Consider the following 26897-nt stretch of genomic DNA (forward strand, 5'->3'; position numbering starts at 1 on the left):
CATATCGGAGGGAAGCTGCTTGGTCGTCACGCGGCCGCCTCCTCGATGACACCTTCAAGCCGATCCTCCAACTCTTCTCCCGCCCGGCGCAGGGCCTCGAGCGTCGCCTCGTCCGGCGACCAGTAGTTACGTTCATGGGCCTCGATCAGACGGTTCGCGACCTTGGCCGAGGCGGTTGGGTTGAGCTGCGCCAGACGGTTGCGCATCTCCTCGTCCAGCACGAAGGTCTCGGTCAACTGCTGATAGACCCAGGGCGCGACCTGACCGGTCGTCGCCGACCAGCCCATGGTGTTGGTGACATGAACCTCGATCTGACGCACGCCCTCGTACCCATGCTTGAGCATGCCCTCGTACCACTTGGGATTGAGCATGCGGGTACGGGTCTCGAGCGCGACCTGCTCGGCCAGCGTCCGGACAACGCCGTCGCCTCGGGTCTGATCGCCGATATAGACCGGCACCTCGTCACCCTTGTACTGACCGACCGCCTTGGCGATGCCACCGAGGGTATCGAAGTAGTGGTCGACGGTAGTGACGCCCAGTTCGACCGAGTCCAGGTTCTGATAGGCAAGCTGGACGTGACCGAGCACGCTCTTGAGCAAATCGGCCTGCTGCACCGGCTTTCCCGAGCGACCGTAGGCGAAGCTCTTGCGACGGGTATAGGTCTCGGCCAGTTCCTCGCCCTCGTCCCAACTGCTGCTGTCGATCAGATGGTTGACGTTGGCCCCATAGGCACCGTCGGCATTGCTGAAGACGCGCAGCGAAGCGGTTTCCAGATCGCAACCATGCGACTCCTGGTAGGCCAGGGCATGCTTGCGGATAAAATTTTGTTCCAGCGGCTCTTCCGCCGACGCGGCCTGGAAGGACGCCTCGGCCAGCAGCTTGGTCTGGAGCGGCAGCAGGTCGCGGAAGATACCCGAGAGGGTCATGACCACGTCGATGCGCGGCCGACCCAGCTCTTCCAGCGGGATCAGGATCGCGCCCGCCAGTCGCCCGTAATTGTCGAAGCGCGGACGCGCGCCGATCAGCGACAGGGCCTGCCCGATCGGTCCGCCCTCGGTCTTGAGGTTGTCCGTGCCCCAGAGCACCAGCGCGATGGTCTCCGGAAATCCGTTACCTTCCGCGACATGCCGCTCGATCAGACGCGCGGCCTGTTGCGCCCCATCCTTGACCGCGAAGGCGCTCGGCAGCCGGAAGGGGTCGAAGCCATGCAGATTGCGTCCGGTCGGCAGGATCGCCGGGGTGCGCAGCAGATCGCCACCCGGCGCCGGCGGGATGAAACGCCCGTCGAGGGCACGCAGGATCGCCGGGATCTCGGTGTCCTGGGATAAGAGGCGGTCGATCTCGGCCAGTTCGCGGAAGAGCGTGACATGCTCCTCGCTGGTCTTCATCTTGCCCAGCTTGAGGGCCTTCTCGGGCGACTTGCCGTCGACCAGCGCCTCGAGCGCCGCGCGCTCGGGCCGAATCTCCTTGGTCGACTCGGCCACCGCCATCAGCATGTCGACGCGCTCTTCCTCCGTCGGGGCCTCGCCGACCACATGCAAACCATGCGGAATCAGGGTGTATTCCAGCTCCAGGACATCCTCGCCAAGCTTGGCCACCTGGGCATCGATATCCGCATCCCATCGCGGCTCGGCATTCACCAGTTCCAGCTCCGCCGCCTGCGCCTGGATCAACTCGGCCAGCGAACGGCGCTCCTCGACATCATCGGGCGGCAGCGAACGCCAGCGCTCCATGGAGCCCTTGAGATCGATCAGGCCCTTGTAGAGACCCGCGTGGGCGATCGGCGGGGTCATGTAGCTGACCAGTGTCGCGGCGGAGCGACGCTTGGCGATGGTGCCTTCCGAGGGGTTGTTCGAGGCATAGAGATAGATGTTCGGGAGATCGCCGATCAGGCGATCCGGCCAGCAGGCGCTGGAGAGACCCGCCTGCTTGCCCGGCATGAATTCCAGCGCGCCATGGGTACCGAAGTGCAGCACGGCATGGGCACCGAAGTCCTCGCGGATATAGCGATAGAAGGCCGAGAAGGCGTGGGTCGGGGCAAAGCCCTTCTCGAACAGCAGGCGCATCGGATCCCCTTCATAACCGAAGGACGGCTGAATGCCGACGAAGACGTTGCCGAACTGCGCGCCGAGCACGAAGATCGACCCGCCGTCGCTTTGCTGCTTGCCGGGCGCGGAGCCCCACTGCTTCTCGATCTCGGCCAGCCAGGGCTCGCGACGGACGTGATCGTCGGCCGGAATGCGGGTATGGACGTTGGCGTGAGCACCGAAACGCGCGGCATTGCCGTTGATGATCCGCTCGCGCAGATCATCCACGTCTTCCGGAAGATCGACCGTGTAACCCGCCGCATCCAGCGAAACCAGCGTACGATAGAGCGACGCGAACACCGAGAGATAGGCCGCCGTCCCGGTATTGCCCGCGTTGGGCGGGAAGTTGAAAAGCACGGCGGCGACCTTGCGCCGCGCGCGCTCGGTGCGGCGCATGCGCACGATCCGCTCCACGCGCGACGCGAGCATCTCGGCGCGCTCGGTATGCGAATGCATGTCGCGGGCGCCGTCCTCCTGACCGCCGCCATTGCGACCGCCGTAAACGATGGAGCCGGCGGCGCCATCCAGCTCGGGGATGGCCACCATCATGGTCGCCTCCACCGGGATCAGGCCTTGACTCGATTCCTCCCACTGATCCAGGGTCTGGAACTCGACCGCGAGGGTCGCGAGATAGGGCACGTCGAGACGGGTCAGAATCTCCTCGGCGGCGTGGGCATCGTTATAGGCCGGACCACCCACGAGCGAGAAGCCGGTCAGCGAGACCACGGCGTCGACGGTCGCCCGACCGTCCTGCATGAAGAATTTCTCGATCGCCGGGCGGGCATCGAGCCCGCTGGCGAAGGCGGGGACGACCTGCAGGCCACGCGCCTCCAGCGCGTTGAGCACGCCATCGTAATGACCCGAGTTGCCGGCCAGCACATAGGAGCGCATCAACAGCAGGCCGACGCGACCCTGGTTGCCCTGGTTGATTCCAGGCAATTGGGCCAGCTTCTCCGAGATCCGCCCCTTCATCCTGGGGTGATAGAGACCCACCTCCGGATACTCGACCGGCGGCTCGACCTTGAGTGTGCCGCGCAGATGGCGCCGCTCGCCGTCGGCGTAGCGATCCACCAGGAAACGCAGCATGTTGGCCAGGTTCTGGTCCGAACCGGCCAGCCAGTATTGCAGGGTCAGGAAGTAGGCGCGCACGTCCTGGGCGGTGCCGGGAATGAAGCGCAACAGCTTGGGGATCCGCCGCAGCATGGACATCTGCTGCGCGCCGGTGCTCTGCTTGCGCTCCTTGTTGCCGCGCAGCCGCTTGAGCAGGGCCATGGGGCCGCCCGGCGTGCCGTCCATCGCGAAGCCGCCCATGCGAGTCATCTTCATCATCTCGCTGGCGGACATGCAGACGATCATGGCGTCGCAGGCGTCGCGCCGGGCCGCGAGCGCGGCGACGATCGGCTTGAAGTGATCCTCCATGACCAGCATGGTGACCATGATGATGTGGCCCTCGGCGATGTCCTTGAGACAGCGTTCGAGCGAGGCCGGATCATCCGCCCATTCCGTGGCCGCGTGGAGGTTCAGCTCCAGACCGGGCAGGTCGCGACGAACCGCGGGCAGCGCACGCTGCGTCGTCCCCGCCAGATGTCCATCGAGATTGACGATAACGACGCGCACTGGAGTCGCGTCGGAGTTGGTGGCGCGCGTCTTAGCGGCCGAAATGCGCTTTGGCATCGTAGAGCGTCTCCACAGTAATGGTCTGGATCCCACGTTCCCCCGCGAACCGCTCGGTGTTACGCCGCGCCTTGCCGCGCACGAAGAAGGGGATCTTTTTCAGTTCCTGCTCGGCTTCCGGTGCCCAAGCCATGACAGTCTCGTCGGTCGCGACGGAACTCTCCGCCGGCCCCGACCGAGTCTCTTGCGGTTGATCGTTTCTCGCGCCGGGCCCCAGATGCGACGGCGTCGCCGCGTCATGGAACTCGAAGTCCTCCCGGAACATGGTGATGAGATGCTCCTCGAGCCCCATCATCAAGGGGTGGACCCAGGTATCGAAAATAACGTTGGCGCCCTCGAATCCCATCTGCGGCGCGTACCTGGACGGAAAGTCCTGAATATGCGCCGGCGCCGAGATCACCGCGCAGGGAATCCCCAGACGCTTGGCGATATGACGCTCCATCTGTGTCCCGAGCACCAACTCCGGGTGCAATTCGGCGACCCTGGCCTCCACCTCGAGATAATCATCCGTGATCAGGGGCTCCAGGCCATAGCCCTTGGCCGCCTCCCGGACCTCGCGGGCGAACTCGCGAGCATAGGTGCCAAGGCCCACGACAGTAAAGCCAAGTTCCTCGGTCGCGATGCGTGCCGCGGCGACCGCGTGCGTCGCGTCGGCGAAGATGAACACGCGCTTGCCCGTGAGATAGGTCGAATCCACGGACCTCGAGTACCAGGGCATCCTAGACCAAATCGGATCCTTCGTGGTGTCGACATCGAGCCCAGCGACCCGAACGACTTCCCGAAGAAACTCCCGGGTCGCGCCGATGCCGATCGGCACCGTCTTGACCGTCGGCTGACCGAACATCCGCTCCAGCCAGTGACAGGCCTGGTCGGCCAGCTCCGGGTACATGCGGATGTTGAAGTCGGCCTCCGGAATGCGCAGCAGATCCTCGGGGGAGGCGCCGAGCGGAGCGACCACATTGACATCGACACCGACGGAGTCCAGCAATCGCGTCACCTCGATGATGTCGTCGCGACAGCGGAACCCCAGCGCCGATGGACCCAGGAGATTGGCTTTGGGTCGCGCGCCCGACGCACGCAATTCGCGCTCGGAACCAGGGGCCGGCACCTTGCCCTTCAAGAGGCCACGAATCAACTGGTAGAAGGTCTCGTTCGCCCCCCAGTTCTCCTTCCTCGCATAGGCCGGCAATTCCAGGGACAGCACCGGCACGGGCAGTCCCATGCCCTGCGCGAGCGCGCCCGGCTGGTCCTGAATCAGTTCGGCCGTGCAGGATTCGCCGATCATGAGAACGCGCGGCTTGAACCGCTCATAGGTCGCCTGGATCGTGGCCTTGACCAGTTCGGCCGTGTCGCCGCCCAGTTCGCGCGCCTGGAAGCTGGTGTAGCTGACCGGCGGGCGCTGAGCGCGCCGCTCGATCATGGTAAAGAGCAGATCGGCGTAGGTATCCCCTTGCGGCGCGTGCAAGACCAGATGCACGCCATCCATCGAGGCGGCGATGCGCATGGCGCCGATATGCGGCGGACCTTCGTAGGACCAGAGAGTCAACTGCATGACATCAAACCTTCAGCAAGGCGCCGCGCGCTAGGGGTCGCGCGAAGAGCTCGGCCAGGTCGGCCGCTTGATCGAATCCGTGGACCGGCGTGAAGACCAGCTCGATCGACCATTTGGTTCTCAGCCCCTCGGCCTCCAGCGGATTGGCCAGGCCGAGACCGCAAACGGTGAGATCCGGACGCGCCTCGCGTATCCGGTCGAGCTGACGATCGACGTCCTGTCCCTCGGTCAGGCGCAGGTCCGATGGCAACAGCGCCAACTCCGCCTCCATGAGCTGACGGTCGAGGAATGGAGTCGCCACTTCCACCAGCTCCATTCCGCATTCGCGCCACAAAAAACGGGCGATGGGGATCTCGAGCTGCGAGTCAGGAAGGAAGCTAATGCGCTTCCCGGCCAACAGCTCCCGCTGACGGGCCAGACCCAAGCGAGCGCGCGCGACGGCTGGGGCAGTCACCGCCTCCAGGTGCTCGGGCGAAACACCCCAGGCTTCCGTCGCCGCGCGCAGCCAGGCGAGCGTCCCCTCGACTCCGAAGGGAAAAGGGGCGTCGAGCCGCGTCGCGCCGTGCGCCTGGAGCGCGCGCATCGTCTCGCCCAGAAAGGGCTGCGCCAGGAGCAGATGGGTTCCGCTCCCGACGGGAGGAAATTCGGTCGCATGACGGGGCGGCAGGAAGTGAACCGGCCCAATTCCGAGTTCGTCGAAGAGACGCTTGAACTGATCCTCGACCACATCGGGCAAGGTTCCGACCACCAGGAGCGAACGCTCGCCCGATGCCAGCGGCGGCATTTCGGCCACCAGCGACATGAGACAGGCATCCTCGCCCTGGGTGAAGGTCGTCTCCAGGCCGCTGGCCGAATAATCGAGCACCCGGACACGCCCCCGATAGACATCGGAAAGCCGCTCGGCGGCCTTGTCCAGATCCAGCTTGATCACCTCGGAAGGACAGGATCCGACCAGGAAGAGCGTCTTGATATCCGGTCGCCGCTCCAGAACCTCCGCGACGACCCGATCCAGTTCCAGGTTGCAATCCGCCAGGCCAGCCAGGTCGCGCTCCTGCAGGATGGCCGTCGCGAACCGGGGCTCGGCGAAGATCATGACGCCGGCGGCGGACTGAAGCAGGTGCGCGCAGGTACGCGACCCCACGACCAGAAAGAAGGCGTCCTGGATCTTGCGGTGCAGCCAGACGATCCCCGCCAGCCCGCAAAAGACCTGGCGCTGACCGCGCTCGCGGTTTACCTCGGGCATGGCGCAGCCGGTTGACGGAACGCGCTCTTGCGCGTCGAGGGCGGTCATTCCGCGGCCTCGGCGAGCGCGCCGGCGCCGACGGACTTCCGGTGGCCTTCCAGTCGAGCGGCGCGCAGCTTGATCAGGAACTGTCCCGCGTTGATCAGGTAGGTCGCGTAGGCCGCCAGGGCGATGATCATCTGGCCGCGGGTGTCGAGCACCCCGGCGAAGAGCACCACCAGATAGGCCGTGTGCAGCGCCAGTACCAGCATGCTGAAGACGTCTTCCCAAAAGAAGGATCTCGCGAAGAGGTACTTACCGAAGACGACCTTCTCCCAGATCGAACCCGTGATCATGATGGCATAGAGCACGAACGTCTTGACGACGACCGAGATCGTCGCGACGAGGTATCCCTCGCCGGTCGCCAGATAGCGCAGCACCAGATAGAGGCTGACGAGGAAAACCACGAACTGCACGGGCGCGAGAACCCCCTGGACCAGGGTCCACGGGGATTCGTCCCGACGCCGTCGCTCTTCTGGTGTGTAGAGGGGACGACGCGGGGTCTGCGAGGTTGGATGGTGGGTCATCTGCTAGGCCGAAATCCGCTTGAGATCCTTCAGATCTTCACCTAAATCGTACGCAGAAATCTAGTCCGCTTTCCAGCATGCGTCAACCAAACTTTACGTAAACCTGACTTGACAACCCCGTGCGAGGCACCACAATAGGGGGCATGCCCCTAATCGGGGATCGGCATGCAATTCCATCATTAAATGGGTGTTTTCCCTTAGGGAAATGACCTGACCAGGGTGCCGATACCCACGCCGGGGCGGAAGTGCCGGACGAGTTCGCGTTCGAGCCAGACAAGGCCAACGCCGGATTTTCGTCGCCCCCACCTAGAGGGCGCTGTCGGCCGCTTCTCGGTACTTGGGCATCAAGCGAGCAGGTTTGGGCGAGCATTGCGAACAATTCATTGTAACCAATCTCCAAGGTCGGAGACGCGCCCTGGTATCGAGCCAAGCCATGATGACGACGAAAACCGGAGGCGGACGCCCATCGCGGCAGGCGATGCGTCGATCAGCCGTGATGGGATCCAGCGAGCCAACCGGCCTGGATCTCCCGCGCGAGGGAAGATCCAAGGGTGCGCCCATGTGGCCGTGGAGGGTCTGGTGGCCGTGAGTCCTTTCAGAGCCCCGAGGGAAAGCCTCGGCGTCCTCGACGCCGAGACAGCCGCGGCCTTGGTCGAGGGTCTGGCCGATATCGCCCTGGTGATCGACGCCAAGGGCGTGATCAACGACGTCGCCTTCGGTAGCGGCGACCTGCTGGCGGATTTCGATTCCGACTGGATCGGTCAGCCCTGGCTCTCCACCGTCTCCCCCGACACCCGCGCCAATCTCGAGGCCCTGCTGGACGAGGCCCGCGAGCAGCCGATCACGCGCTGGCGCCAGGTCAGCCACCGCTCCGCGCGCGGCGCGGATATTCCCGTCCAGTACCGCGCGCTGCGACTCAAGAAAGGCGGCCCCATCGTCGCGGTCGGGCGCAACCTCCAGGGCATGGCCGCGCTCCAGCAGCAGCTCGTCGATGCCCAGCAGGCGCTGGAACGCGATTACTGGCGCTTTCGTCAGGTCGAAACCCGCTACCGGCTACTGTTCCGGATGGTCTCCGAGGCCATTCTCATCATCGACGCGCCCACGCAGCGCGTGGTCGAGGCGAATCCGGCGGCCGGCCAGCTCCTGGGCGAAACCCCTACCCGGGTGATAGGCCGCCCCTTCCCGGAGGGCTTCGACACCGAAAGCACCCAAGCCATCAACGGCTTGCTGGCGGGCGTTCGGGCCGCCGGACGCGCCGACGACGTGCGGGCGCGGCTGCTCGACGGCATGCAGGAATTCCTGGTATCGGCCTCACTGCTCCGGCAAGAGAATGCCGCCTTCCTGCTGGTACGCCTGTCGCCGGTGCTCGCGGAGTCCGCCGCCACCGCTCTTCCGGACGTCAAGGCCCGTTACCTGCGGGTACTCGAGGACGCGCCGGATTGCGTGGTGATCACCGATTCCGATGGCCGCATCCTGACCGCCAACAGCACCTTCCTGAGCCTGGCCGAGGTCGCCACGGAGCAGCAGGCGCGGGGCGAGTCGCTCGACCGCTGGCTGGGCCGACCGGGGGTCGATCTCAACGTACTCATGGCCAATCTGCGCCAGCACACCACCGTGCGTCTGTTCGCGACCACGCTACGCGGCGAATACGGATCCACCACCGAGGTCGAGATCTCGGCCGCCGCCGTCCGCAATGGCGAGCGTCCCTATTTCGGCTTCTTCATCCGCGATGTTGGCCGACGTCTCGGCGCCGAACAGCCCGCGAGCCCGGAGCAGACGCGCTGGCTCGATCAGCTGACGGATCGCGTGGGGCGCGTGCCGCTCAAGGAACTGGTACGCGAGTCCACCGATACCATCGAGCGGCTCTGCATCGAGGCGGCACTGCAATTGACCGGGGACAACCGCGCTTCGGCGGCGGAGCTTCTAGGCTTGAGTCGACAAAGCCTGTACGTCAAAATCGACCGTTACGGCATCGTGGCGGATCATGCCTCGGAGGCGCCGGGACAGGGCAGGAAGGATCGGTCTTAAAGCCTCCTCGGTCCGCCCCCTCGCCCGCTTCACAGCCGCCCCGCGCGAGGCGCGGTCGCCCCCAAATCTGAGTGAGCGCCTGGAGGCCGCGCTTCCAGGTGGACGGATTTGCCCGCGACTGGCTTGGCCGTCGAGGGCGGAGTCAGTCGCGGCCAGGTGGCCGGTGCAGTCAAGGTGACCCCCAAGGGTCACATAGGATTCAGTTACACGCAGGTTCCCGGCATGAATCAAACATCGCTCACGGCGTCCCTACCCGCGCCCTCGGCCATTCTTCAAGTCCTTCACCCCATCACCTGGTTTCCACCCATGTGGGCCTTCGGCTGCGGCGTGGTCTCGTCCGGGGCGCCCGTCCTTGAGCAGTGGTGGCTGGTCGTGGCCGGCATCATCCTCGCCGGCCCCCTCATGTGCGGCACCAGCCAGGTCGTCAATGACTGGTACGACCGTCATGTCGACGCCATCAACGAGCCGGACCGTCCCATTCCGTCCGGACGCATCCCAGGGCGCTGGGGCTTTTATCTGTCCCTGATCTGGACGACGGTCTCGCTGGCCCTGGCCTACGCGCTCGGCCCCTGGGTCTTCGGCATAGCCCTGATCGGCATGGCGATCGCCTGGGGTTACAGCGCCCCGCCCTTCCGCTTCAAGGGCAACGGCTGGTGGGGCAACCTGGCCGCCGGCATTTCCTACGAGGGTCTGGCCTGGATCACCGGCGCGGCGGTCATGATCGGCGGCGCCCTGCCAGGCTGGGAGATCCTCACGCTCGCCCTGCTCTACAGCCTCGGTGCCCACGGCATCATGACGCTCAACGACTTCAAGGCGATCGAGGGCGACACCCAGATGAACGTGCGCTCCCTGCCGGTCCAGCTTGGTGTGGACCGCGCCGCCCGCCTCGCCTGCCTGGTGATGGGGCTGCCGCAGGCGATCGTCATCGCGCTGCTGTTCGCCTGGGACAAACCGGCTCACGCCATCGCCGTCGGCGTCGTGCTGCTGATCCAGATCGGGCTCATGATCCGTTTCCTCGGCAACCCTATCGAGCGGGCGACCTGGTTCAGCGGACTGGGCGTCAGCGTCTACGTCACCGGCATGATGATCAGCGCCTTCGCCGTGCGCGCGCTGGTTTAGCACAGCATTTCGCGTTGATTCGCGGACATTCTCAACCTCGACGAGATCTCTCATGGCTAACCTCGAAACCTTCGACGTCGTCGTCATCGGCGGCGGACCGGCCGGCGCGACCGCCGCGAACGACCTGGCGAAAGCGGGCCGCTCCGTCCTCCTGCTCGACCGCGCCGGCCGCATCAAGCCCTGTGGCGGCGCCATTCCGCCTCAGGCGATGCGGGATTTCGACATCCCCGAATCCATGCTGGCCAATCAGGTCAACTCGGCGCGCATGATTTCACCGACCGATCGCAAGGTCGACATGCCGATCAGCGGTGGCTATGTCGGCATGGTGGATCGGGAGCATTTCGACGAATGGCTGCGCCAGCGCGCGGCCGAGTCCGGCGCCATCCGCCGCACCGGCACCTTCGAGACGATCGAGCGCGATAGCGATGGCACCGCCATCGTCGGCTATCGGCCCGGCCAGGGTCGCGGCGAACCCGGCGCCGAGTCGGAGCGCGTGCGCGCCCGGGCCATCATCGGCGCCGACGGCGCCAACTCCTTCGTCGCCAAGAACTATATTCCCGGGTCCGAGAGCGTGAAGTACGTCTCCGCCTACCACGAGATCGTCCGCACGCCGCCGAATGGCGGTCCAGCCGATTTCGACGGCTCCCGCTGCGACGTCTACTATCAGGGCGATATCTCGCCCGACTTCTACGGCTGGGTCTTCCCCCATGGCGAGACCACCAGCGTCGGCGTCGGAACCGCCGTGCCGGGCTTCTCACTGCGCTCCGCCTGTACCGAGCTGCGCCGCCGGGCCGGACTGGACGAGGCCGAGACGCTGCGCCGCGAAGGCGCGCCCATCCCGCTCGAACCCCTCAAATGCTGGGACAACGGCCGCGACATCCTCCTGGCCGGCGACGCCGCCGGCGTGGTGGCCCCGGCCTCCGGCGAGGGCATCTACTACGCCATGGCCGGCGGTCGGCTCGCGGGCGAGGCGGTCCATGAGTTCCTCGCCAGCGGGAATCCCAAGGCGCTCAAGCAGGCCCGCCAACGTTTCATGAAGGCCCACGGCAAGGTCTTCTGGGTTCTGGGCATGATGCAGCGCTTCTGGTACGCCAGCGACAAGCGGCGCGAACGCTTCGTCAGCCTCTGCGACGACCCGGACATCCAATACCTGACCTGGGAAGCCTATATGAACAAACGCCTGGTCAAGGCCCGGCCGGGCGCGCATATCCGCATCTTCTTCAAGGACATGGCCCATTTGCTCGGCATGGTCTCGGCACGTTGAGCCCAGGCCGGGGGATGAGCGAGGTCGATCGGGATGGGTGAATTCCTCGCGAGCGGCCGGGTGGTCGATCCGATCCCGATCAAGGGCGCGCCGGAGCACTCTTCGGTGCCCCTGCTTCGGGACGCTTACCTCAGAGCCTGCGAAAAAACCTCTCAGTGTCTGGAGTCCGGATTTCGTCCCGACGCCTGGCCGGAATAGCGCATCAGCCGCTCCAGCAGATCCATCGACCGCGCGACGGAGGCCTCGACGCCATCGGCGCCCCCTGGGGCCAGGGATGAAGTCAGCGATGGCTCGGCTCCCGCCGCCAGCTCGACTCGAATCCGGCCGCAGGCGTTGCTCCGTCATAGAGGCATCTCGCTTGAAGCACTGGCTGTCGTTTTGGCATTTGGCGGATCGGCGCGCATAAGTTACACCGAGGCAACCATGGCCCCCAAGTCCAGCCTGCGCTAGAATCCGCGCAACGTTCCCAAGGCGCCGACCAGGGACGCCATCACTCCTCGCCCTCGTAGCTCAGTTGGATAGAGCGATCGCCTCCTAAGCGGTAGGTCACAGGTTCAAATCCTGTCGAGGGCGCCAAATAGCTGTCCAACGCCGTCCCGCGAAGCCACTGAACCCGCCTGAGCGCGGGTTTTTAGTGCGTCCTCGTCTAGGCAAATCCCCTATAAGCCGTGCAATTCAAGCGCTAGACCGCCGGAATGCACGGACCTATCCACGATCCTGAAAGGAAGAGGGTCGCCCGATCACACCGGCCCCTCAAGTCTCATCCGCACGGCAACCTATCGCCGGCGGCTCCTGGCTTAGGTTCCGGACTCCTCCCCGACGAGCGCCAGGCCGCGCAGGACCAGATCCGGGATTTCGTCGAAGGGTCGATCCAGATGGGCGCGCAGTCTTTGCGCGTCGCCGCCCGTCAAAATGAGTCTGGGCGCGCCGCCGCTCTCCTCGGCCAGCCGATCGTAAAGCCGCGCGGCGAGGGCGACCAGCGCCTGCACGCTGCCGGCGGCCACGGCGGCGGCCGTGTCGGTGGCCCAGGGGGCGCCGACCGGCTCGCTCTCGATCCTTGGGATGTGGGTTCCCATCAGCAGACTGGCCCGCATCATCTCGATTCCGGGCAGGATCAGGCCACCGAGATGCCGGCCGTCGGCGAGCAGCAGGTCGAAGGTGGCCGCGCTGCCGGCATCGAGAATGAGACTGGCCTCGCGACGCTCGGCGTGGGCCGCGATCAGGGCCAGCCAGCGATCGACGCCGAAGCGCGCGGGGTCTTCATAGGCGATGCGAACGCCCGCAGCCAGCGGACGGGTCGCCACGAATTCGGGTTCCAGCCCCCAGAAGGCGCGGCTGACCCGCGCGAGCGATTCCGCGACCGCCGCGCCGCCGACATTGCTGACCAGCAGGCGCGCGGGCGGCTGGAGCCCTTCCCAAGCGGCCAGCAGGTCGAGCGGCACGCCGCCGGAATGCCGCGCGATCTGGATCTCCCAGTCACGACCGACCTCGTGCCGGGTCCAGCGCAGATTGGTGTTTCCGATATCGATCAGTAGGTTCATGCCTGGGTCGACTCCAAGGGGCGCAAACTGACCTCGCCGGCCTGAAAGGCGCGACGGCCGGTCGGCGTGTCCAGTTGCAAGGATCCATCGGCCGCGATTCCGGCGTGACGGCCTGCGATGACTTGATCCCCGATCGCCAGGCCGACCGGCTCGCCCAGATAGGCGTCGTAGGCGCGCCAGCGTTCGAGAAAGGGCTCCAGCCCCTCGCGGCCATAGCGTTCGAGGGCTTGCGACAGGGCCTCCAGGAGATGCCCCGCCAGTTGATTGCGGCCGACCGCGCGCTCGCCCAGAACCTCCGTGAGCGTGGTCCAGGGCTGATCGATCTCGCGGCCCTGACCCGCTCCCATGCGCAGGTTGAGGCCGACCCCGACCACCAGATGACAGGGGCCTTGGGATTCGCCCGCCACCTCAAGCAGCAGTCCGGCCAGCTTGCGGCGACGCCAGAGGAGATCGTTCGGCCATTTGAGCGCCAGACCCTCGGCGCCGAGCCCATGCAGCATATCGGCCAGGACCGCCCCGACCGCGAGACTGGCGCCGCCCAGGGCCGCCGGGGCCAGCGGATAGCGCCAGAGCAGCGAGAGATAGAGATTGACGCCGAAGGGCGAGACCCAGGTTCGGCCGCGCCGACCACGCCCGGCGGTTTGCTGCTCGGCCAGGCAGGCGGTTCCGGAAGGGATCCCGGCCGAGGCCAGGCGCATCAGCTCGGCATTGGTGGAGTCGATCCGCCGATGGATGTTCAGAGCGGCCAGGCGCTCGCGGCCCGCGTCCGAGAGCGCGGAGCGGATGCGTTCGCCATTGAGCAGTTCCAAGGGGATCCGCAGCCGATAACCGCGCCCGCGTTCGGATTCCAGCTCCAGCCCGAACTCCTCGACCAGCTTCTTGAGGGCCTTCCAGACCGCCGCGCGGGTCACGCCGAGATGACGGGCGATGACCTCGCCCGAGTGCAGACGACCGTCGGCGAGAAGTTCGATCAGGGCGAACTGGCGCTCCATCGCGAACTCAGCCGAGGCTCGCCAGCCAGGCATCCCTGGCCTGGAGCACCTCATCGGCGACCGGATCGAGGAACATCAGCTCGCAGGTGTCGTCCGGCGCCGGCAAGGGGTGGGCGATGAGGGTCAGCAATTCGTCGCGCCGGAAGAGATGAATCGGAATGGCGTCCGCGCGCCGGGCGGCCCGCGCGACCAGGCGATCCAGCGTATCCGCCGTGGCGCGCAGACCGTCGACCGCGACGATGAGATCGCCGGGGGCGATGCCGGCGTTCTCGCCGGCACCACCGGAAATGACGTTCTGGACCAGGGCCTCGCCGGTCCCTGACCGCAAGCGAACCGCCAGGGTAGGTCTGGGCGAGACCGGCTCGAAGCGCTCGACCTGACCCCCGAGATCCTTACCGCCAAGATTCGGGCGCGGGCGCATCCCGACCCCAACGGTCGCGAGCAGGCTCGCCAGATCCAGATCCGCGGTCGAATCCAGCACCTGGGTAAAAAAATCGTCGAGATCCAGCCCGGTGACGGCCTTGGCGATCGTCTCCACGCCGTCCTCCGCCACGCCGAGGCCCGTGCGTCCATGGCGCCGCCACAGCTCGCGCATCACGTCATCGAGCGAGCGGCTTCCGCCGCTGTCGCGACGAATGGTCAGGTCGAGCGCCAGGGCCACCAGGGCGCCCTTGGCGTAGTAGCTGATCAGGGAATTGGGGGCGTTCTCGTCCTGTTTGTAGAACCGGGTCCAGGCATCGAAGCTGGACTCCGCCAGGGTCTGCTCGGCGCGTCCCGGAGTGCGCATCACACGCGTCAGGGTTTCCGCGAGCATCCCAAGATAGGTCTTGGCGTCGATACAGCCGGAACGAACCAGGGCCAGTTCGTCATAGTAGGAGGTGAGGCCCTCGAAGGCCCACAGCAGGCGGGTATGGACCTCTCGATCCAGCCCCCCCTCGACGAAGGCCAGCGGGCGAATCCGTTTGACGTGCCAGAGATGGAAATACTCGTGACTGCACAGACCCAGAAACCGCCGGTAGCCATCGGACGGCCGGTCGTCTCCCGGCAGGGGCAGGTCGTCGCGGGAGCAGATCAGGCTGGTCGAATAGCCATGTTCCAGGCCGCCGTAGCCCTCTCCAAGCACGGTGACCAGAAAGAGATAGCGATCGATCGGGAGTTCGCCGAACAGGGCCGCCTGTTGCGCGCAAATGCGCGGCAGATCCTCCAGCAGGCGTCCCTCGTCAAGCTGGTGTCGGCCGGTGATCGCGATCCGGTGCGGAATGCCTTCGACCTCGAAGGCGATGTCCCTGAAGGTTCCCATTTCGACCGGGTGATCGATCAGATCCTCGTAGCTCTCGGCCCAATAGCGCCCGAAGCCCTGGGGTTCGATCGCGAGGGGCCGCAGGCTGGTGGCCAGCCGCCAATCCCGACAAGCCTCGTCCTCGGGCGGCGACAACTCGACGAGACAGGGGCCAGCATCCAGCCCATGCACCCGAAGCAGAAGGCTGGGTCCGTTGAAGTAGGCATGACTCACGTCGAGATGGGCGGCACGGACGGAGAGATCCCAGGCGAACACCTGATAGAAGAGACTGAACGGACCCTCGGCGCCGTGACAGACCCAGGTCTGCTTATCGAGCTTTTCCAGCCTCAGCGACTGGCCCTGGGCATCAACGGCCGACAGACCCTGGAGGTTGCGCGCGAAGTCCCGAATCATGTAGCTGCCCGGAATCCAGGCTGGCATCGAAAAGGTGACGCGGGACGCTGGCGGGCGGGGGATGCGGATCTCGATCGCGAATCGATGCGCCTTGGGAAAGGCCGGGCGGACGTGGTAGGCGAGGTCGAGAGAATCAGCGCTGGGATCAGGCATGCAACGACATCCAACGTGGAACCGATGGCGTTACGGTAGCAGATGCGATTTAGGGGCGCAGCCTTTGTTCCGGTGCCAAACCGAAGCGGCCGACGATGACCGGGATAGCGAGATTCTGATCTTGCAAGCAGGAGATCCCGGGGATCTCCCCCGGGATCGGGATTGGCTACCAGCGCGGTCCTCTGGACGGACGCTCCTCACGCGGCTTCGCCTGATTGACCTTCAGGTTACGACCCTTCAGGGGCGTCTCGTTCAAACCCTTGATCGCGGCGTCCGCCTCGGAGTTGTTCGGCATCTCGACAAAACCGAACCCCTTGGAACTCCCTGTGAATTTATCCGTGATCAGATTCACGCTCGAGATTTCGCCGTAGGCTCCGAACGCATCACGCAGCTCTTCTTGGGTAACGTTGTAGGCCAGGTTGCCAACATAGATATTCATCAGCTCAAATTCCGTGGAGGGCATTGAAGAGAAGGAGAGAACGGTCGAAAAATCAATGCGCAACTAATTCGACGGTCTTTGTCCCCTACCGCAGGGGACGAAGCTAGGATGATATTTACAATCCAGTGCGTGGAACCGAACGATAAATCAAGGAAGGCGCTCGCGATATCCGTAATTCTACGGCCAAGCGGCCAGCTTCCGGGTCGAGCCCTCGCGGTCCGGCTCGCGGCGGACACCGCCAGGTCGCGCGGATCCGGACGCGCGCGTTCGAATGGGGCGAAACAGGCTCCGAGGAGCCTCCCAAGCATGACGGAGCATCACCGCGAACGAAGAAGACCAGGAAAACGAGGAATGGGCACGAGAAGCGCGAGAAATAAGCGCCGCGAGCCGAGTCGAGCCGAACCATCGGGATGGTCGGTCGCTCATGGCCCGATCGACCAACCGCGAACGACTGAACGAATGCCATTGGGCAATGGACCGAATGAAACGATTAGGGATCCTGGAATTGGATCGCGGGGCCAGCGACCACGAAAGGAACGAGGCCAAGTCACGCGCGACCGACGGAATCGCGAGTATTGGTGGCAGGAAACCTGGGGCGAATTCGAGTAAACGCAGCCGACTCCGATCCGATTTACCCAACCCATCCCCCTCGCGGGGGAGTATCGGGTGGGAAAGAGCGACCTCCGCTCGATCGGGAACTCAATGTCTTGAGTTCGCGGCAAGCGAAGGTTCGCCAATAGTCGGCCTCAAGCTTCCAAGGCGGTCAGCGAGTTGGCCTTGAACGCCTCGCGGTCATCCTTGGACGCCGGGTCATAACCCTGAGTCTTCATCTTATCCTTCATCCAGCCTGGAAGGACGCCACGAACATAGACGTTATCGGCATTATCCGGATCGACATAACGCCTGTACTGGCGGTTGCTCGCGGGCTTACGCGGGGCCGGCCCGGAACCGCGCCGACGCCGTGGAGAGATCAAACCGAGGATCTCGCTCAACTCATAGCCATTGCTTGTGATGATGTCCTTGACTTGCTGAACGACTTCATCCTTGCCTTCCTGGCGACGAACCTCGAGCAATCGCTTCAGCTGGGCCTTCTTACTCTCGGCCTCGTCAAGCTGACGCTGAATCTCCTCGACGCTAAGGTTAGCGTACTCCACGTGGTATACCTCACTCGTGTGTGTGATTGAATCGAATTGACCGGCCATCACGCCATGGCCTTGATGAATAATGTATGCGAGCCGCTCCTATTGTCAAGGAGCCTATCATTTTATTTCACGATACCAGCAAACCTTGCATTCCTCGCGTCGCTGTGTCATCCGGCGCGGCCATGTCACTCGGCATCATTGTCTCACTCGGCCAGCCGAGAGCGCGCATGACCCGGCGACACGGCGCGATGAAAACGCGCCGAACACGACAGTCGAACAGACCGGAAGGTTCCGCGCGCCGTGAAGCCATGACCGTGGAGGAGTGATGGGGCGCGGATGGGGTTAGGTATTCGGGGCCGACCAGGAACCAGGCATCCGAGTAGGATTAGCCACGGCAATCAATGGACGCCTCCAAGTCGACAAGGCGTGATGGATCGGCCCAGGGCCAGGTCTCGCGCGGACCGCTGGGCCAGCGATGAGCGAGGAGACTATCGGTGAATGCGATGGCGAGAGCAAAAGGTCAACTCAACATGACCTCCCAGCCCTTACCCGCCGAGTGAGCGGCAATCCATGAGAGCGCTCCTAAACCGCCAATTTAAGGTGATTCGCGGGAAACCCCGTGCCCGTGATCCGCCCGGTCATAGACAGGACCGGCGGAATTGACAGGGTTTACAAGGCTCTGTTTTTAATCCTGTAAACCTTGAAGAATCCGGTTAATCCTGTCCAGTTTCCGTACTTTCGATCGAGCATGGGCTTTCCTGGAAATCGCCTAAAACGACAACCGGGGCGGAAGATTGGAAGATGGGCACGCCCGACCAACATTGGCGCCAGTACAGACCTTGGAGCGCGGGCTTTGCCCATCCTGCGGATGCAGCACTAGCCGGAGCCGCGTCACCCTAAACGCCGTCGCGACGGGTCAGGAACATCGCGTCCCCATAGCTGAAGAAGCGATAACGCTGGGCGATGGCATGACGATAGGCATTCATGATCGGCTGATAACCGGCGAAAGCGGACACGAGCATCAGCAATGTCGATTCCGGCAAATGGAAGTTCGTAATCATTGCGTCGACGACCTTGAAAGGGTATCCAGGGCGAATGAACAGCCGGCTCTCCCCGCGAAATGGCGCGAGATCGCCCTTGGCTGCGGCCGTTTCAAGACTCCTGACGCTCGTGGTACCGACCGCGATGACACGCCCGCCGGCTTGACGTGTCCTGGCGATCCGCTCGCAGACCGCCTCGTCCACTTCCAGCCATTCCGAGTGCATGCGATGCCGATCGAGATCGTCCTCCCGTACCGGTTGAAAGGTTCCCGCGCCCACATGCAGGGTAATTTCAGCCCGGCCGATGCCAAGCACCTCCAGCCGATCGAGCATCGCCGCATCGAAATGAAGTCCCGCCGTCGGCGCCGCGACCGCCCCGAAGCAACGGGCGAACAGGGTCTGATAGCGGCCCTCGTCGATGGCCTCGTCCGGTCGCTGAATGTAGGGAGGCAGAGGTATATGACCATGCTCCGCCATTTGCCCAGCGAAGGTGGTTTCCCGCGCGCGCAGTCGAAATAGATCCCCCTCGCGTAACACAACCGAAAGCCGCGCGCCACCCGTTAATTGAATGGTGGAACCGGGCTTGGGTGATTTACTGGCGCGCACATGGGCCAGGGCCTCGTCAGGTTCGAGCAAACGCTCGATCAGTATCTCGACCCGACCACCCGTATCCTTGCGACCAAAGAGTCTGGCGCGCATGACCTGGGTATTGTTGAAGACCAGGAGATCATTCGGCCTCAGCAGGCGGGTGAGATCGCTGAACATCAGGTCGCGAGGAATGGCGTCGGAGTCATCCAGGACCAGCATCCGCGACCCGGCGCGATCCGCCAGCGGGCGCTGGGCAATCAGTTCGGTCGGGAGCACGTAATGAAAATCGGATCGACGCATCGGCGTCATCTTATCATTTCATCCGACCCGTCCGGAAAATTCGCGTCCGCATTGAGCTTGGGTCCGTTTCAAGTGGACAATCCCGATCCGCGCCCGCTGACCGATAGCCAGCGCGCCATCCAGCCAAGCCCACCAGGGGTAGCCGCGCCAATCGCTCCAGCGCGCGACCCCGATCGCCATAGGATCCCGAAAGATGATGAAACCCGGCCTGGATCGCCTGCTCGAGAATCCCGAACTGCGCAAACCGCTATGGGGTCGACGTGTCGCCCTGCTCGGCCATCCCGCCTCCATGACAACGGACGGACGCCATGGCCTGGACGCGCTCATGGCCTTGAATGAACTGAATATCGTCGCCGCCTTTGGACCTCAGCATGGGATGCGCGGGGACAAGCAGGACAACATGGTCGAGACGCCCGACGAGATCGACCCGAGACACGGCATCCCGGTCCACAGCCTCTATGGCGAGGTACGCGAACCGACGCCCGCGATGCTCGACGGCTTCGACGTATTGCTGGTGGATCTTCAGGATATCGGCACGCGAATCTATACCTATGTGACCACCCTGGCCTATCTCATCCGTGCCTGCGCCGCGGCGGGCAAGTCGCTGTGGGTGCTGGATCGGCCGAACCCCGCCGGGCGCCCGATCGAGGGCAGCCTGCTGGAACCCGGCTGGGAGAGCTTCGTCGGGGCTGGACCGATCCTGATGCGTCATGGCCTGACCCTGGGCGAACTGGCCAAGTGGTTCGTCGACCATCTGAATCTCGATCTGGATCTGCATGTGGTGGCGATGGAAGGCTATGCGCCGAGCGAAGGCCCAGGCTACGGCTGGCCGATCATGGAACTGTCCTGGGTCAATCCCAGCCCCAATGCCTCCAGCCTCAACATGGCGCGCTGCTTTCCCGGCACCGTGCTACTCGAAGGCACGACCCTCTCGGAAGGACGCGGCACCACCACCGCCCTGGAACTGGTCGGCGCCCCCGACCTGGACTTCGCGCGGATCCTCGAACGGATGCGCCAGACGAGGCCCGAGTGGATGCAAGGCGCCTTGATCCGCCCCTGCTGGTTCGAGCCGACCTTCCACAAGCACGCGGGCCAACTCTGCGCGGGATTCCAGATCCATACCGATAACGCGGCCTATCGGCACGACGCCTTCAAGCCCTATCGGTTGATGGCGCTCCTGTTCAAGTGCCTCCGCCGGGAATATCCGGAGTACCCACTCTGGCGCCAATTCCACTACGAATACGAAACCGAGCGCCTGGCCATCGACCTGCTCGCCGGCGGTCCCTTTCTGCGCGACTGGGTGGACGACCCGCAAGGCCAGCCCGAGGATCTGGAGCGACGGCTCGCTCGCGATGAAACCCAATGGGCGGAAGCGGTGGCCCCGCTTCGCCTCTATCCCTAGGAATCCCGGTCGATCATCATCCGCTGCTCGACCTGCCCGCCCCATCAGGAGAATCGCCGCCGTGTCCTTCCCTTCCACAACGCTGGTCCGTTCGCTCGCCTGCCTGCTATTGCCCATCCTCATCCTCGCCGGTCCCTTCCAGACCGCCGAGGCGGCCGAACGACCCAAGATCGGCCTGGCGCTCTCCGGGGGTGGCGCGCGCGGCGCCGCGCATGTGGGTGTGCTCAAGCTGATCGAGGAATTGGGCATCCCGATCGACTATGTCGCCGGCACCTCCATGGGCTCGATCGTCGGCGGTCTCTACGCCATGGGCCTTTCGCCCGAGGAGATCCAGACGACCATCGAGGAGATCGACTGGGACGGCATCTTCAAGGATGAATCCGAGCGCCAGGACCGGCGCATGCGGCGCAAGCTGGAAGACCGGAACTATCTCGTCAAGAGCCGGCCCGGCGTGAACGAACGCAAGCGCGAGGTCAATCTGGTTCCGGCGCTGATCCAGGGTCAGAAGCTGGAACTGGCCCTGCGCAAATACAGCCTGCCCGCGAGCCGGATCGAGGATTTCGATGATCTGCGCATCCCCTTCCGCGCGGTCGCCACCGACGTCGTGACCGGCGAGGCGGTCATCCTGGGTCGCGGCGACCTGGCCGCCTCGATGCGCGCCAGCATGGCGGTGCCGGCGGTATTCGCCCCCGTGGAGATCGACGACAAGCTTCTGGTCGACGGCGGACTGGCGATGAACCTGCCCGTGAGCGTGGTGCGGAACATGGGCGCGGACATCGTCATCGCGGTCGACGTGGGCGGCCCGCGCCGCGACCGCGAGGAGATCTCCAACGTGTTGACCATGCTCGATCAGATCGCCAGTCTGGTCACCTGGCGCAACACCCAGGAGGAGATCGCCAAGCTGAAAGGCCGGGATCTGCTCATTACGCCGCCACTCGGACATGATGTCCTGGCCAGCGATTTCGGCAAGATGGTGGAAGCCATCGCCATTGGCGCGCGCGGCGCCGAGGGGAAACGCGCCGAGTTGAGCGCGCTCGCCCTGCCGCCCGCGCGCTACGCGGCCTATCGCGAAAGCCACCGTCCAGCGGATTATCGCGTGCCGAACGTTCGCGAGGTACGCATCAACAACGACTCGCGTCTGTCCGATCGCATCCTCTCGGAGCGTCTCGACGTCACGCCCGGTCAGCCGCTGGATCCGGCGGGCCTGGAACGGCAACTGGCCTCCATCTATGACCAGGACAACTTCGAGTCGGTCCGCTACCACCTGGAAGACCAGACCGATGACGAGGCCACGCTGGTCGTCAGCGCCAAGGAGAAATCCTGGGGCACCAGTTCGCTCCAGGGCGGCATGGAGTTCTCCTCCACCACCGGCGGCGACTCCCGCTTCAATATCGGCCTGGCCTACACCATGGCGCCACTCAACGCCTATAACGGCGAGTGGCGGACCCAACTCCAGGTGGGCGAGGAGCCGGGCTTCTTTACCGCCCTCTATCAGCCCATCGATCCACTGGAACAATGGTATGTCGGGGCGGGCGCCGGCCACATGAACGAAAATCTGGTGGTGTTCAATGCCAACACGCAGGACAAGCCGATCGCGGAGTATCAACTCTCGCGCACCGGAGGGCTGCTGGAATTCGGCCACAATTTCGACAACTGGGGGCGCCTGGGGCTGAGATACTCCCGTTTCAGCGGCAGCGCCGAGCAGCGGATTGGCGACACCCCCTTCTCGAACTATGACTTCGAGTCCGCCGAGATGACCCTGGGGTTCCAACTGGACACGCTGGACAGTCTGACCTTCCCGCGCGACGGCTGGTACGCGGATATCAACGCCCTGACCTCGCGTGGCGCGCTGGGAGCCTCGCATGACTATGATCAAGCCGGCTTCAGCCTGATACGCGCCCGGAGCTGGGGCCGGGACAGCCTCTTGACCGGCCTGACCCTGGCCGGCAGCTTCGGCGGCGACGCCCCGCCGCAATCCTATTATCAGTTGGGTGGATTCCTGAACCTGTCCGGGTTCAACCAACGCGAGCTGTCCGGCGCCAATCTGGGGATCGCGCGCGCCATCTATCTCCGCGATCTGGGCACGGGTCTCGTCAAGACCTACGCAGGCGGATCGCTCGAGGTCGGCAACGTCTGGGACCGGCGCGGCGACATCGGCTGGGACAGCCTGCGGGTCGGCGGCAGTCTCTTCGTCGGCGCCGACACCTTCATCGGCCCGCTCTATCTGGGCTATGGCCAGGCCGACGGCGGCCATGGCGCCTTCTATCTCTTCCTGGGCCGGCCCTGGAACAGCCAGCGCGACGGCATGGGCGGAATCAACTGACCGGGCCGCGCCGGAGTCCGCGCGGACTCGCGCGATGCCCGCCGGAGCCGCTCATCCCGAAGGCTCCGGCGGGCACGCCAGGGCGAAAGTCAAGGTCGCCCGCAGACCAGGGTGATTGTCCTCCAGCTCGATGCTCGCGCGATGGAGCTGGACGACCGCCTGGACCAGACTCAACCCCAAACCGCTGCCGGGCGTCGCCCGACTGTCGTCGACACGAAAGAAGCGCCGGAACACCTGCCCGCGCGACTCGTCGGGGATTCCAGGCCCATTGTCGGCGACCACCACCCGTGCCAGCGCGCCCTCGGCGCCGACCGAGAGGCGGATCCGGCCTCCCGGCTGGGTGTATTTGATGGCGTTGTCGACCAGATTGGTCATGGCCTGGAACAACAGATCCCGATCCCCGTCGATCCGGACCGACGAACCCTCGCTGGTCCAGTCGAGCCACTGATCGCGCTCGGCGGCGACCGGCTCGTAGAGTTCCACCAGATCCTCGATCAAAGGCACCAGATTCACGCACGCGAAGGCGGCCCGGCGACTGCCGGACTCGATGCGCGCGATACGCAGCAGGGCGTTGAAGGTCGCAAGCATCTCCTCGGCGTCGGCGATGGTCTCCTCGGCTAGGGTGCGTGCCTCTCCAGACTCGGGAAGCTCGGCCCCCAGCAGTTCCAGTTTGTTGCGCAATCGGGTCAGGGGCGTGCGCAGATCGTGGGCGATGTTGTCCGAGACCTGACGCACGCTCGCCATCAGCGCCTCGATGCGCTCCAGCATCCGATTCAGACTGGCGGCGAGCCGATCGAAATCGTCGCCGCTGCCGCTCAAGGCGATCCGCCGGGAGAGATCGCCCTCCATGATGTCGCGACTGGTCTGCGTGATGGCTTCCAAACGGCGGACCAGGCTGGCGCTCATCAGCCAGCTTCCCAGCAGGGCCAGTGCGGCGGTGATCGCCAGCCCCCAGGCCAGGGCCTCCAGGATCAGACTTCGAGTGGCCTCGAGATCGCGCACGTCGCGCCCCACCAGCAGTTGCAACCCCCCGCGCAGCCGGAACACCTGGGCGCGCGCCTCGTGCTCCTCGGCATGATCCGGCCCCCATTCGCGCAGCCGGAAGCGGATCCAGCCATCGGCGTCCGGGGCCTCCGGCGGCCAGCGATCCAGGTTGCCGACGACGCGCTCCAGCCGCTCGTCGACCAGCAGATAGACGCTCGAACCCACGGGATCGCGCGCGACCCGCTCGCTGATCACCGAGGTCAGCCCGGTCAGTCCGCGGCGGCGGTATTGCTCGGCCAGACCACGGATTTCCGCCTCGATGGTCGCGGCGGTCTGGCGATCCATGTAGCCGGCCGTGGACCAATAGATGAACCCGAGCAGGATCGCGACCGACACCCCCAGCAGCAGGACATAGAGCAGGGCGAGCCGAAAGATGGAACTGCGCGGGATCCCGAGCGCGCGGATCCGCACCCGCGACCAGGTCTCGGCGGCCGATGTGGCGGCGGTCATCCGGGACGCAGCATGTAACCGGCGCCGCGCACCGTGTGCAGCAGTGGCGGATCGAAGTCCTTGTCGATCTTGCCGCGCAGCCGACTGATATGCACGTCGATGACGTTGGTCTGGGGATCGAAGTGATAGTCCCAGACCTGCTCCAGCAGCATGGTCCGGGTGACGACCTGACCGGCGGAGCGCATCAGACACTCCAGCAGCCGGAACTCGCGCGGCTGGAGCAGGATCGGCGACCCGGCGCGACTGACCTCGCGCTTGAGCAGGTCCATCTCCAGATCGGCGACCCGCAGACGGGTCTCCGGGGCCTCGGCCACGCCGCGCCGCAACAGGGCCTCGACCCGCGCCTGGAGTTCGGAGAAGGCGAACGGCTTGATGAGATAGTCGTCACCTCCGGCGCGCAGTCCCTCGACGCGATCATCGACCTCCCCGAGCGCGCTCAGGAACAGAACCGGGGTCCGATTGCCCGAGGCGCGCAGGGTGCGGACGATGCCGAGCCCGTCGAGCCCCGGCAGCATCCGGTCCAGGATGAGGACGTCATAGTCGCCGCTCGCGGCCATCAAGAGGCCCGCGCGCCCCTCCGCCGCCCGGTCGACCACCGCGCCGGCCTCGGCGAGGGCCTTACGCAGATACTCGGCCATCTGGTGATCGTCCTCGACCAGCAGGATACGCATGGACCCTCGTCCTCCAGTCAATGGGTCAGGCCGTCAATGGCACCGCCACGAAGAGCGCGCGTCCATCGCGCTCGACCCTCAGGATCAGGGCCTTGCGTTGTTCCTCGGCGGCCTTGCGGACCGCCTCCACCAGTTGGTCGGGCGAGGCGATGGGCTCCGCGCCCACCATGGAGATCAGGCTGCCCGGCTCGATTCCGGCCTTGGCCGCCGGGCTGTTGGGCTCGACCCGCGCGACGAGGACACCCGTTTGATCGGCGTTCAATCCGCGCTGAAGCCGCAACTCCGGGGTCAGGGGCGCCAGATGGAGTCCCAACCGAGGCGGCTCGGCGCTCTGGCCGCCATCATTCCCTAACGACGCCTGGCTATCCTCGCTCGGCATCGACCCCACGGTCACCGTCACCCGGTGGGGCTGGCCGTCGCGTCGCAGTTCCAGCTTCATGGGTGCCCCGGCCCTGGTCGCCGCCACCAGTCTCGGCAGATCCTTGTAACTCGCGAGTCGTGTGCCGTTGGCGCTCAAAATGACGTCACCGACCCGCAGATCGGTCTGGCTGGCGGGTCCATCGGGCACCACGTCCGCCACCACGACACCCTCCGCCTCCTCAAGACCCAAGCCAGCCGCCAACTCGGGCGTGACCTCCTGGATATTCACGCCCAGCCAGCCACGCGCGACCCGCCCATTCTCGCGCAGATCGGTCACCACCTGCCGCACCGTCTCGACCGGAATGGCGAAGCCGATCCCGACGTTGCCGCCGGTGGGCGAGTAGATGGCCGTGTTCACGCCGATCACGCGCCCGGCGGTGTCGAAGAGCGGACCGCCCGAATTACCGCGATTGATCGCCGCGTCGATCTGGAGATAGTCGTCATAGGGTCCGGAATGAATATCGCGCCCGCGCGCCGAGATGATACCCGCGTTCACCGATCCGCCCAGGCCGAACGGATTGCCGACCGCCAACACCCAGTCGCCGACCCGCGCCTTGGAGGAATCGCCCAACTCCACGTAGGCGAGCGGCCGATCGACCTCGATCTTCAATAGAGCCAGGTCGGTCTTGGCATCCCGCCCGACGACTCGGGCCTGATGGCTGGATCCATCGTTGAGCACGACCGTCACCTGGGTCGCGCCATCGATGACATGGTTGTTGGTGACGATATGACCCGCCGCATCGACCAGGAAGCCCGATCCCTGGCCCTGGACCCGATGCGGCCGCGCCTGACCCCGTTCGTCGAAAAAGCGCTGGAAATACTCGGGGACCGGCATGTTCTCGGGCATACCCGGATGACCCTGGAAAGCCATCGACCGCCCCGACTCGCTCGTGACCTGGACATTCACCACCGCAGGCGTGACCCGCTCGGCGACCTCGGAGAAACCCGGCAGGCCGGCCAACGGACCGACTGGCGCGGGATTGGTCTGGGCCGCGATGGCGCCGCCCGCCAGCGCCACGGCGAGCGCGGCCGCGAGGGATCGCTTGACCAGGGGCGCTCGGGGGTTGGTGTTCTGGCTCGCGGCTGGGTTCGACCGGATTGGCTGTTGGCGCATGGCGTGAAATCTCCCGACTGGATTCGGTGGCAAGGGGCGCGTCTTCTCAAGA

The 26897-nt window shown here is 65.2% G+C and carries 18 protein-coding genes and 1 tRNA gene; 6 read left to right on the forward strand and 13 right to left on the reverse strand.

Going from position 1 to position 26897, the window contains the following annotated elements; all coding sequences use genetic code 11:
- Window positions 1-26: 26 nt before the first annotated feature.
- The 4 genes from CKO27_RS02630 to bchF are packed head-to-tail and all read right to left on the reverse strand — an operon-like array spanning window position 27 to window position 7122.
- Window positions 27-3761: a magnesium chelatase subunit H gene (locus CKO27_RS02630; RefSeq protein WP_200373322.1), complete on the reverse strand. Its 3735-nt coding sequence runs from the start codon at window positions 3759-3761 to the stop codon at window positions 27-29.
- Entirely contained in the window at window positions 3736-5313 is a 1578-nt protein-coding gene (gene bchB / locus CKO27_RS02635; RefSeq protein ID WP_200373323.1) for a ferredoxin:protochlorophyllide reductase (ATP-dependent) subunit B, read from the reverse strand. The genes CKO27_RS02630 and bchB overlap by 26 nt, the downstream gene beginning before the upstream one ends.
- Before the next feature lie 4 nt (window positions 5314-5317).
- On the reverse strand, window positions 5318-6604 hold the full coding sequence (locus tag CKO27_RS02640; protein WP_200373324.1) for a ferredoxin:protochlorophyllide reductase (ATP-dependent) subunit N: 1287 nt from the start codon (window positions 6602-6604) through the stop codon (window positions 5318-5320).
- Window positions 6601-7122, reverse strand: coding sequence for a 2-vinyl bacteriochlorophyllide hydratase (bchF, locus tag CKO27_RS02645; RefSeq protein WP_200373325.1), 522 nt, complete (start codon window positions 7120-7122; stop codon window positions 6601-6603). The genes CKO27_RS02640 and bchF overlap by 4 nt, the downstream gene beginning before the upstream one ends.
- 585 nt (window positions 7123-7707) lie before the next feature.
- On the opposite strand from bchF, the gene ppsR reads away from it, so the two are divergent.
- The 4 genes from ppsR to CKO27_RS02665 all read left to right on the forward strand — a co-directional run bounded on the left by ppsR (window position 7708) and on the right by CKO27_RS02665 (window position 12109).
- Window positions 7708-9150: a transcriptional regulator PpsR gene (gene ppsR / locus CKO27_RS02650; RefSeq protein WP_200373326.1), complete on the forward strand. Its 1443-nt coding sequence runs from the start codon at window positions 7708-7710 to the stop codon at window positions 9148-9150.
- A gap of 222 nt (window positions 9151-9372) precedes the next feature.
- Window positions 9373-10269, forward strand: coding sequence for a chlorophyll synthase ChlG (chlG, locus tag CKO27_RS02655; protein WP_200373327.1), 897 nt, complete (start codon window positions 9373-9375; stop codon window positions 10267-10269).
- A gap of 52 nt (window positions 10270-10321) precedes the next feature.
- Window positions 10322-11533 carry a geranylgeranyl diphosphate reductase gene (locus CKO27_RS02660; protein ID WP_200373328.1) on the forward strand — a complete coding sequence of 404 codons (1212 nt, stop codon included), beginning with the start codon at window positions 10322-10324 and terminating at the stop codon, window positions 11531-11533.
- A 499-nt stretch (window positions 11534-12032) separates the two neighbouring features.
- A tRNA-Arg gene (locus CKO27_RS02665) sits at window positions 12033-12109 on the forward strand.
- A gap of 221 nt (window positions 12110-12330) precedes the next feature.
- Here CKO27_RS02665 and CKO27_RS02670 read toward each other — a convergent pair.
- From CKO27_RS02670 to queA, 6 genes are all read right to left on the reverse strand, one after another.
- Entirely contained in the window at window positions 12331-13074 is a 744-nt protein-coding gene (locus tag CKO27_RS02670) for a type III pantothenate kinase (protein ID WP_200373329.1), read from the reverse strand.
- A complete protein-coding gene (gene birA / locus CKO27_RS02675) occupies window positions 13071-14099 on the reverse strand; it encodes a bifunctional biotin--[acetyl-CoA-carboxylase] ligase/biotin operon repressor BirA (RefSeq protein WP_242470691.1) in 1029 nt (342 codons plus the stop codon). Before birA ends, CKO27_RS02670 begins: the two co-directional genes overlap by 4 nt.
- Window positions 14074-15912, reverse strand: a complete 1839-nt coding sequence (locus CKO27_RS02680) for a M61 family metallopeptidase (protein WP_200373330.1) — start codon at window positions 15910-15912, stop codon at window positions 14074-14076. Before CKO27_RS02680 ends, birA begins: the two co-directional genes overlap by 26 nt.
- A gap of 166 nt (window positions 15913-16078) precedes the next feature.
- Window positions 16079-16351 carry an RNA recognition motif domain-containing protein gene (locus CKO27_RS02685; RefSeq protein ID WP_200373427.1) on the reverse strand — a complete coding sequence of 91 codons (273 nt, stop codon included), beginning with the start codon at window positions 16349-16351 and terminating at the stop codon, window positions 16079-16081.
- Window positions 16352-17097: 746 nt separating this feature from the next.
- On the reverse strand, window positions 17098-17553 hold the full coding sequence (locus tag CKO27_RS02690; RefSeq protein ID WP_207280564.1) for an H-NS histone family protein: 456 nt from the start codon (window positions 17551-17553) through the stop codon (window positions 17098-17100).
- Between the two features lie 836 nt (window positions 17554-18389).
- Window positions 18390-19421: a tRNA preQ1(34) S-adenosylmethionine ribosyltransferase-isomerase QueA gene (gene queA / locus CKO27_RS02695; RefSeq protein WP_200373331.1), complete on the reverse strand. Its 1032-nt coding sequence runs from the start codon at window positions 19419-19421 to the stop codon at window positions 18390-18392.
- 193 nt (window positions 19422-19614) lie between these two features.
- On the opposite strand from queA, the gene CKO27_RS02700 reads away from it, so the two are divergent.
- Together CKO27_RS02700 and CKO27_RS02705 are read left to right on the forward strand one after the other, a co-directional pair.
- Window positions 19615-20823, forward strand: coding sequence for an exo-beta-N-acetylmuramidase NamZ family protein (locus CKO27_RS02700; protein WP_200373332.1), 1209 nt, complete (start codon window positions 19615-19617; stop codon window positions 20821-20823).
- Between the two features lie 61 nt (window positions 20824-20884).
- Entirely contained in the window at window positions 20885-23146 is a 2262-nt protein-coding gene (locus tag CKO27_RS02705; protein ID WP_200373333.1) for a patatin-like phospholipase family protein, read from the forward strand.
- Window positions 23147-23197: 51 nt separating this feature from the next.
- On the opposite strand, the gene CKO27_RS02710 is transcribed toward CKO27_RS02705, so the two are convergent.
- Genes CKO27_RS02710 through CKO27_RS02720 form a run of 3 tightly spaced genes read right to left on the reverse strand, consistent with a single transcriptional unit; the run spans window position 23198 to window position 26845 of the window.
- Window positions 23198-24640: a sensor histidine kinase gene (locus CKO27_RS02710; RefSeq protein ID WP_200373334.1), complete on the reverse strand. Its 1443-nt coding sequence runs from the start codon at window positions 24638-24640 to the stop codon at window positions 23198-23200.
- A complete protein-coding gene (locus CKO27_RS02715) occupies window positions 24637-25311 on the reverse strand; it encodes a winged helix-turn-helix domain-containing protein (protein ID WP_200373335.1) in 675 nt (224 codons plus the stop codon). The genes CKO27_RS02710 and CKO27_RS02715 overlap by 4 nt, the downstream gene beginning before the upstream one ends.
- Window positions 25312-25336: 25 nt before the next feature.
- Window positions 25337-26845: a Do family serine endopeptidase gene (locus CKO27_RS02720; RefSeq protein WP_200373336.1), complete on the reverse strand. Its 1509-nt coding sequence runs from the start codon at window positions 26843-26845 to the stop codon at window positions 25337-25339.
- Window positions 26846-26897: the final 52 nt, after the last annotated feature.

This window comes from Thiocystis violacea (assembly GCF_016583575.1).
GTDB lineage: Bacteria > Pseudomonadota > Gammaproteobacteria > Chromatiales > Chromatiaceae > Thiocystis > Thiocystis violacea.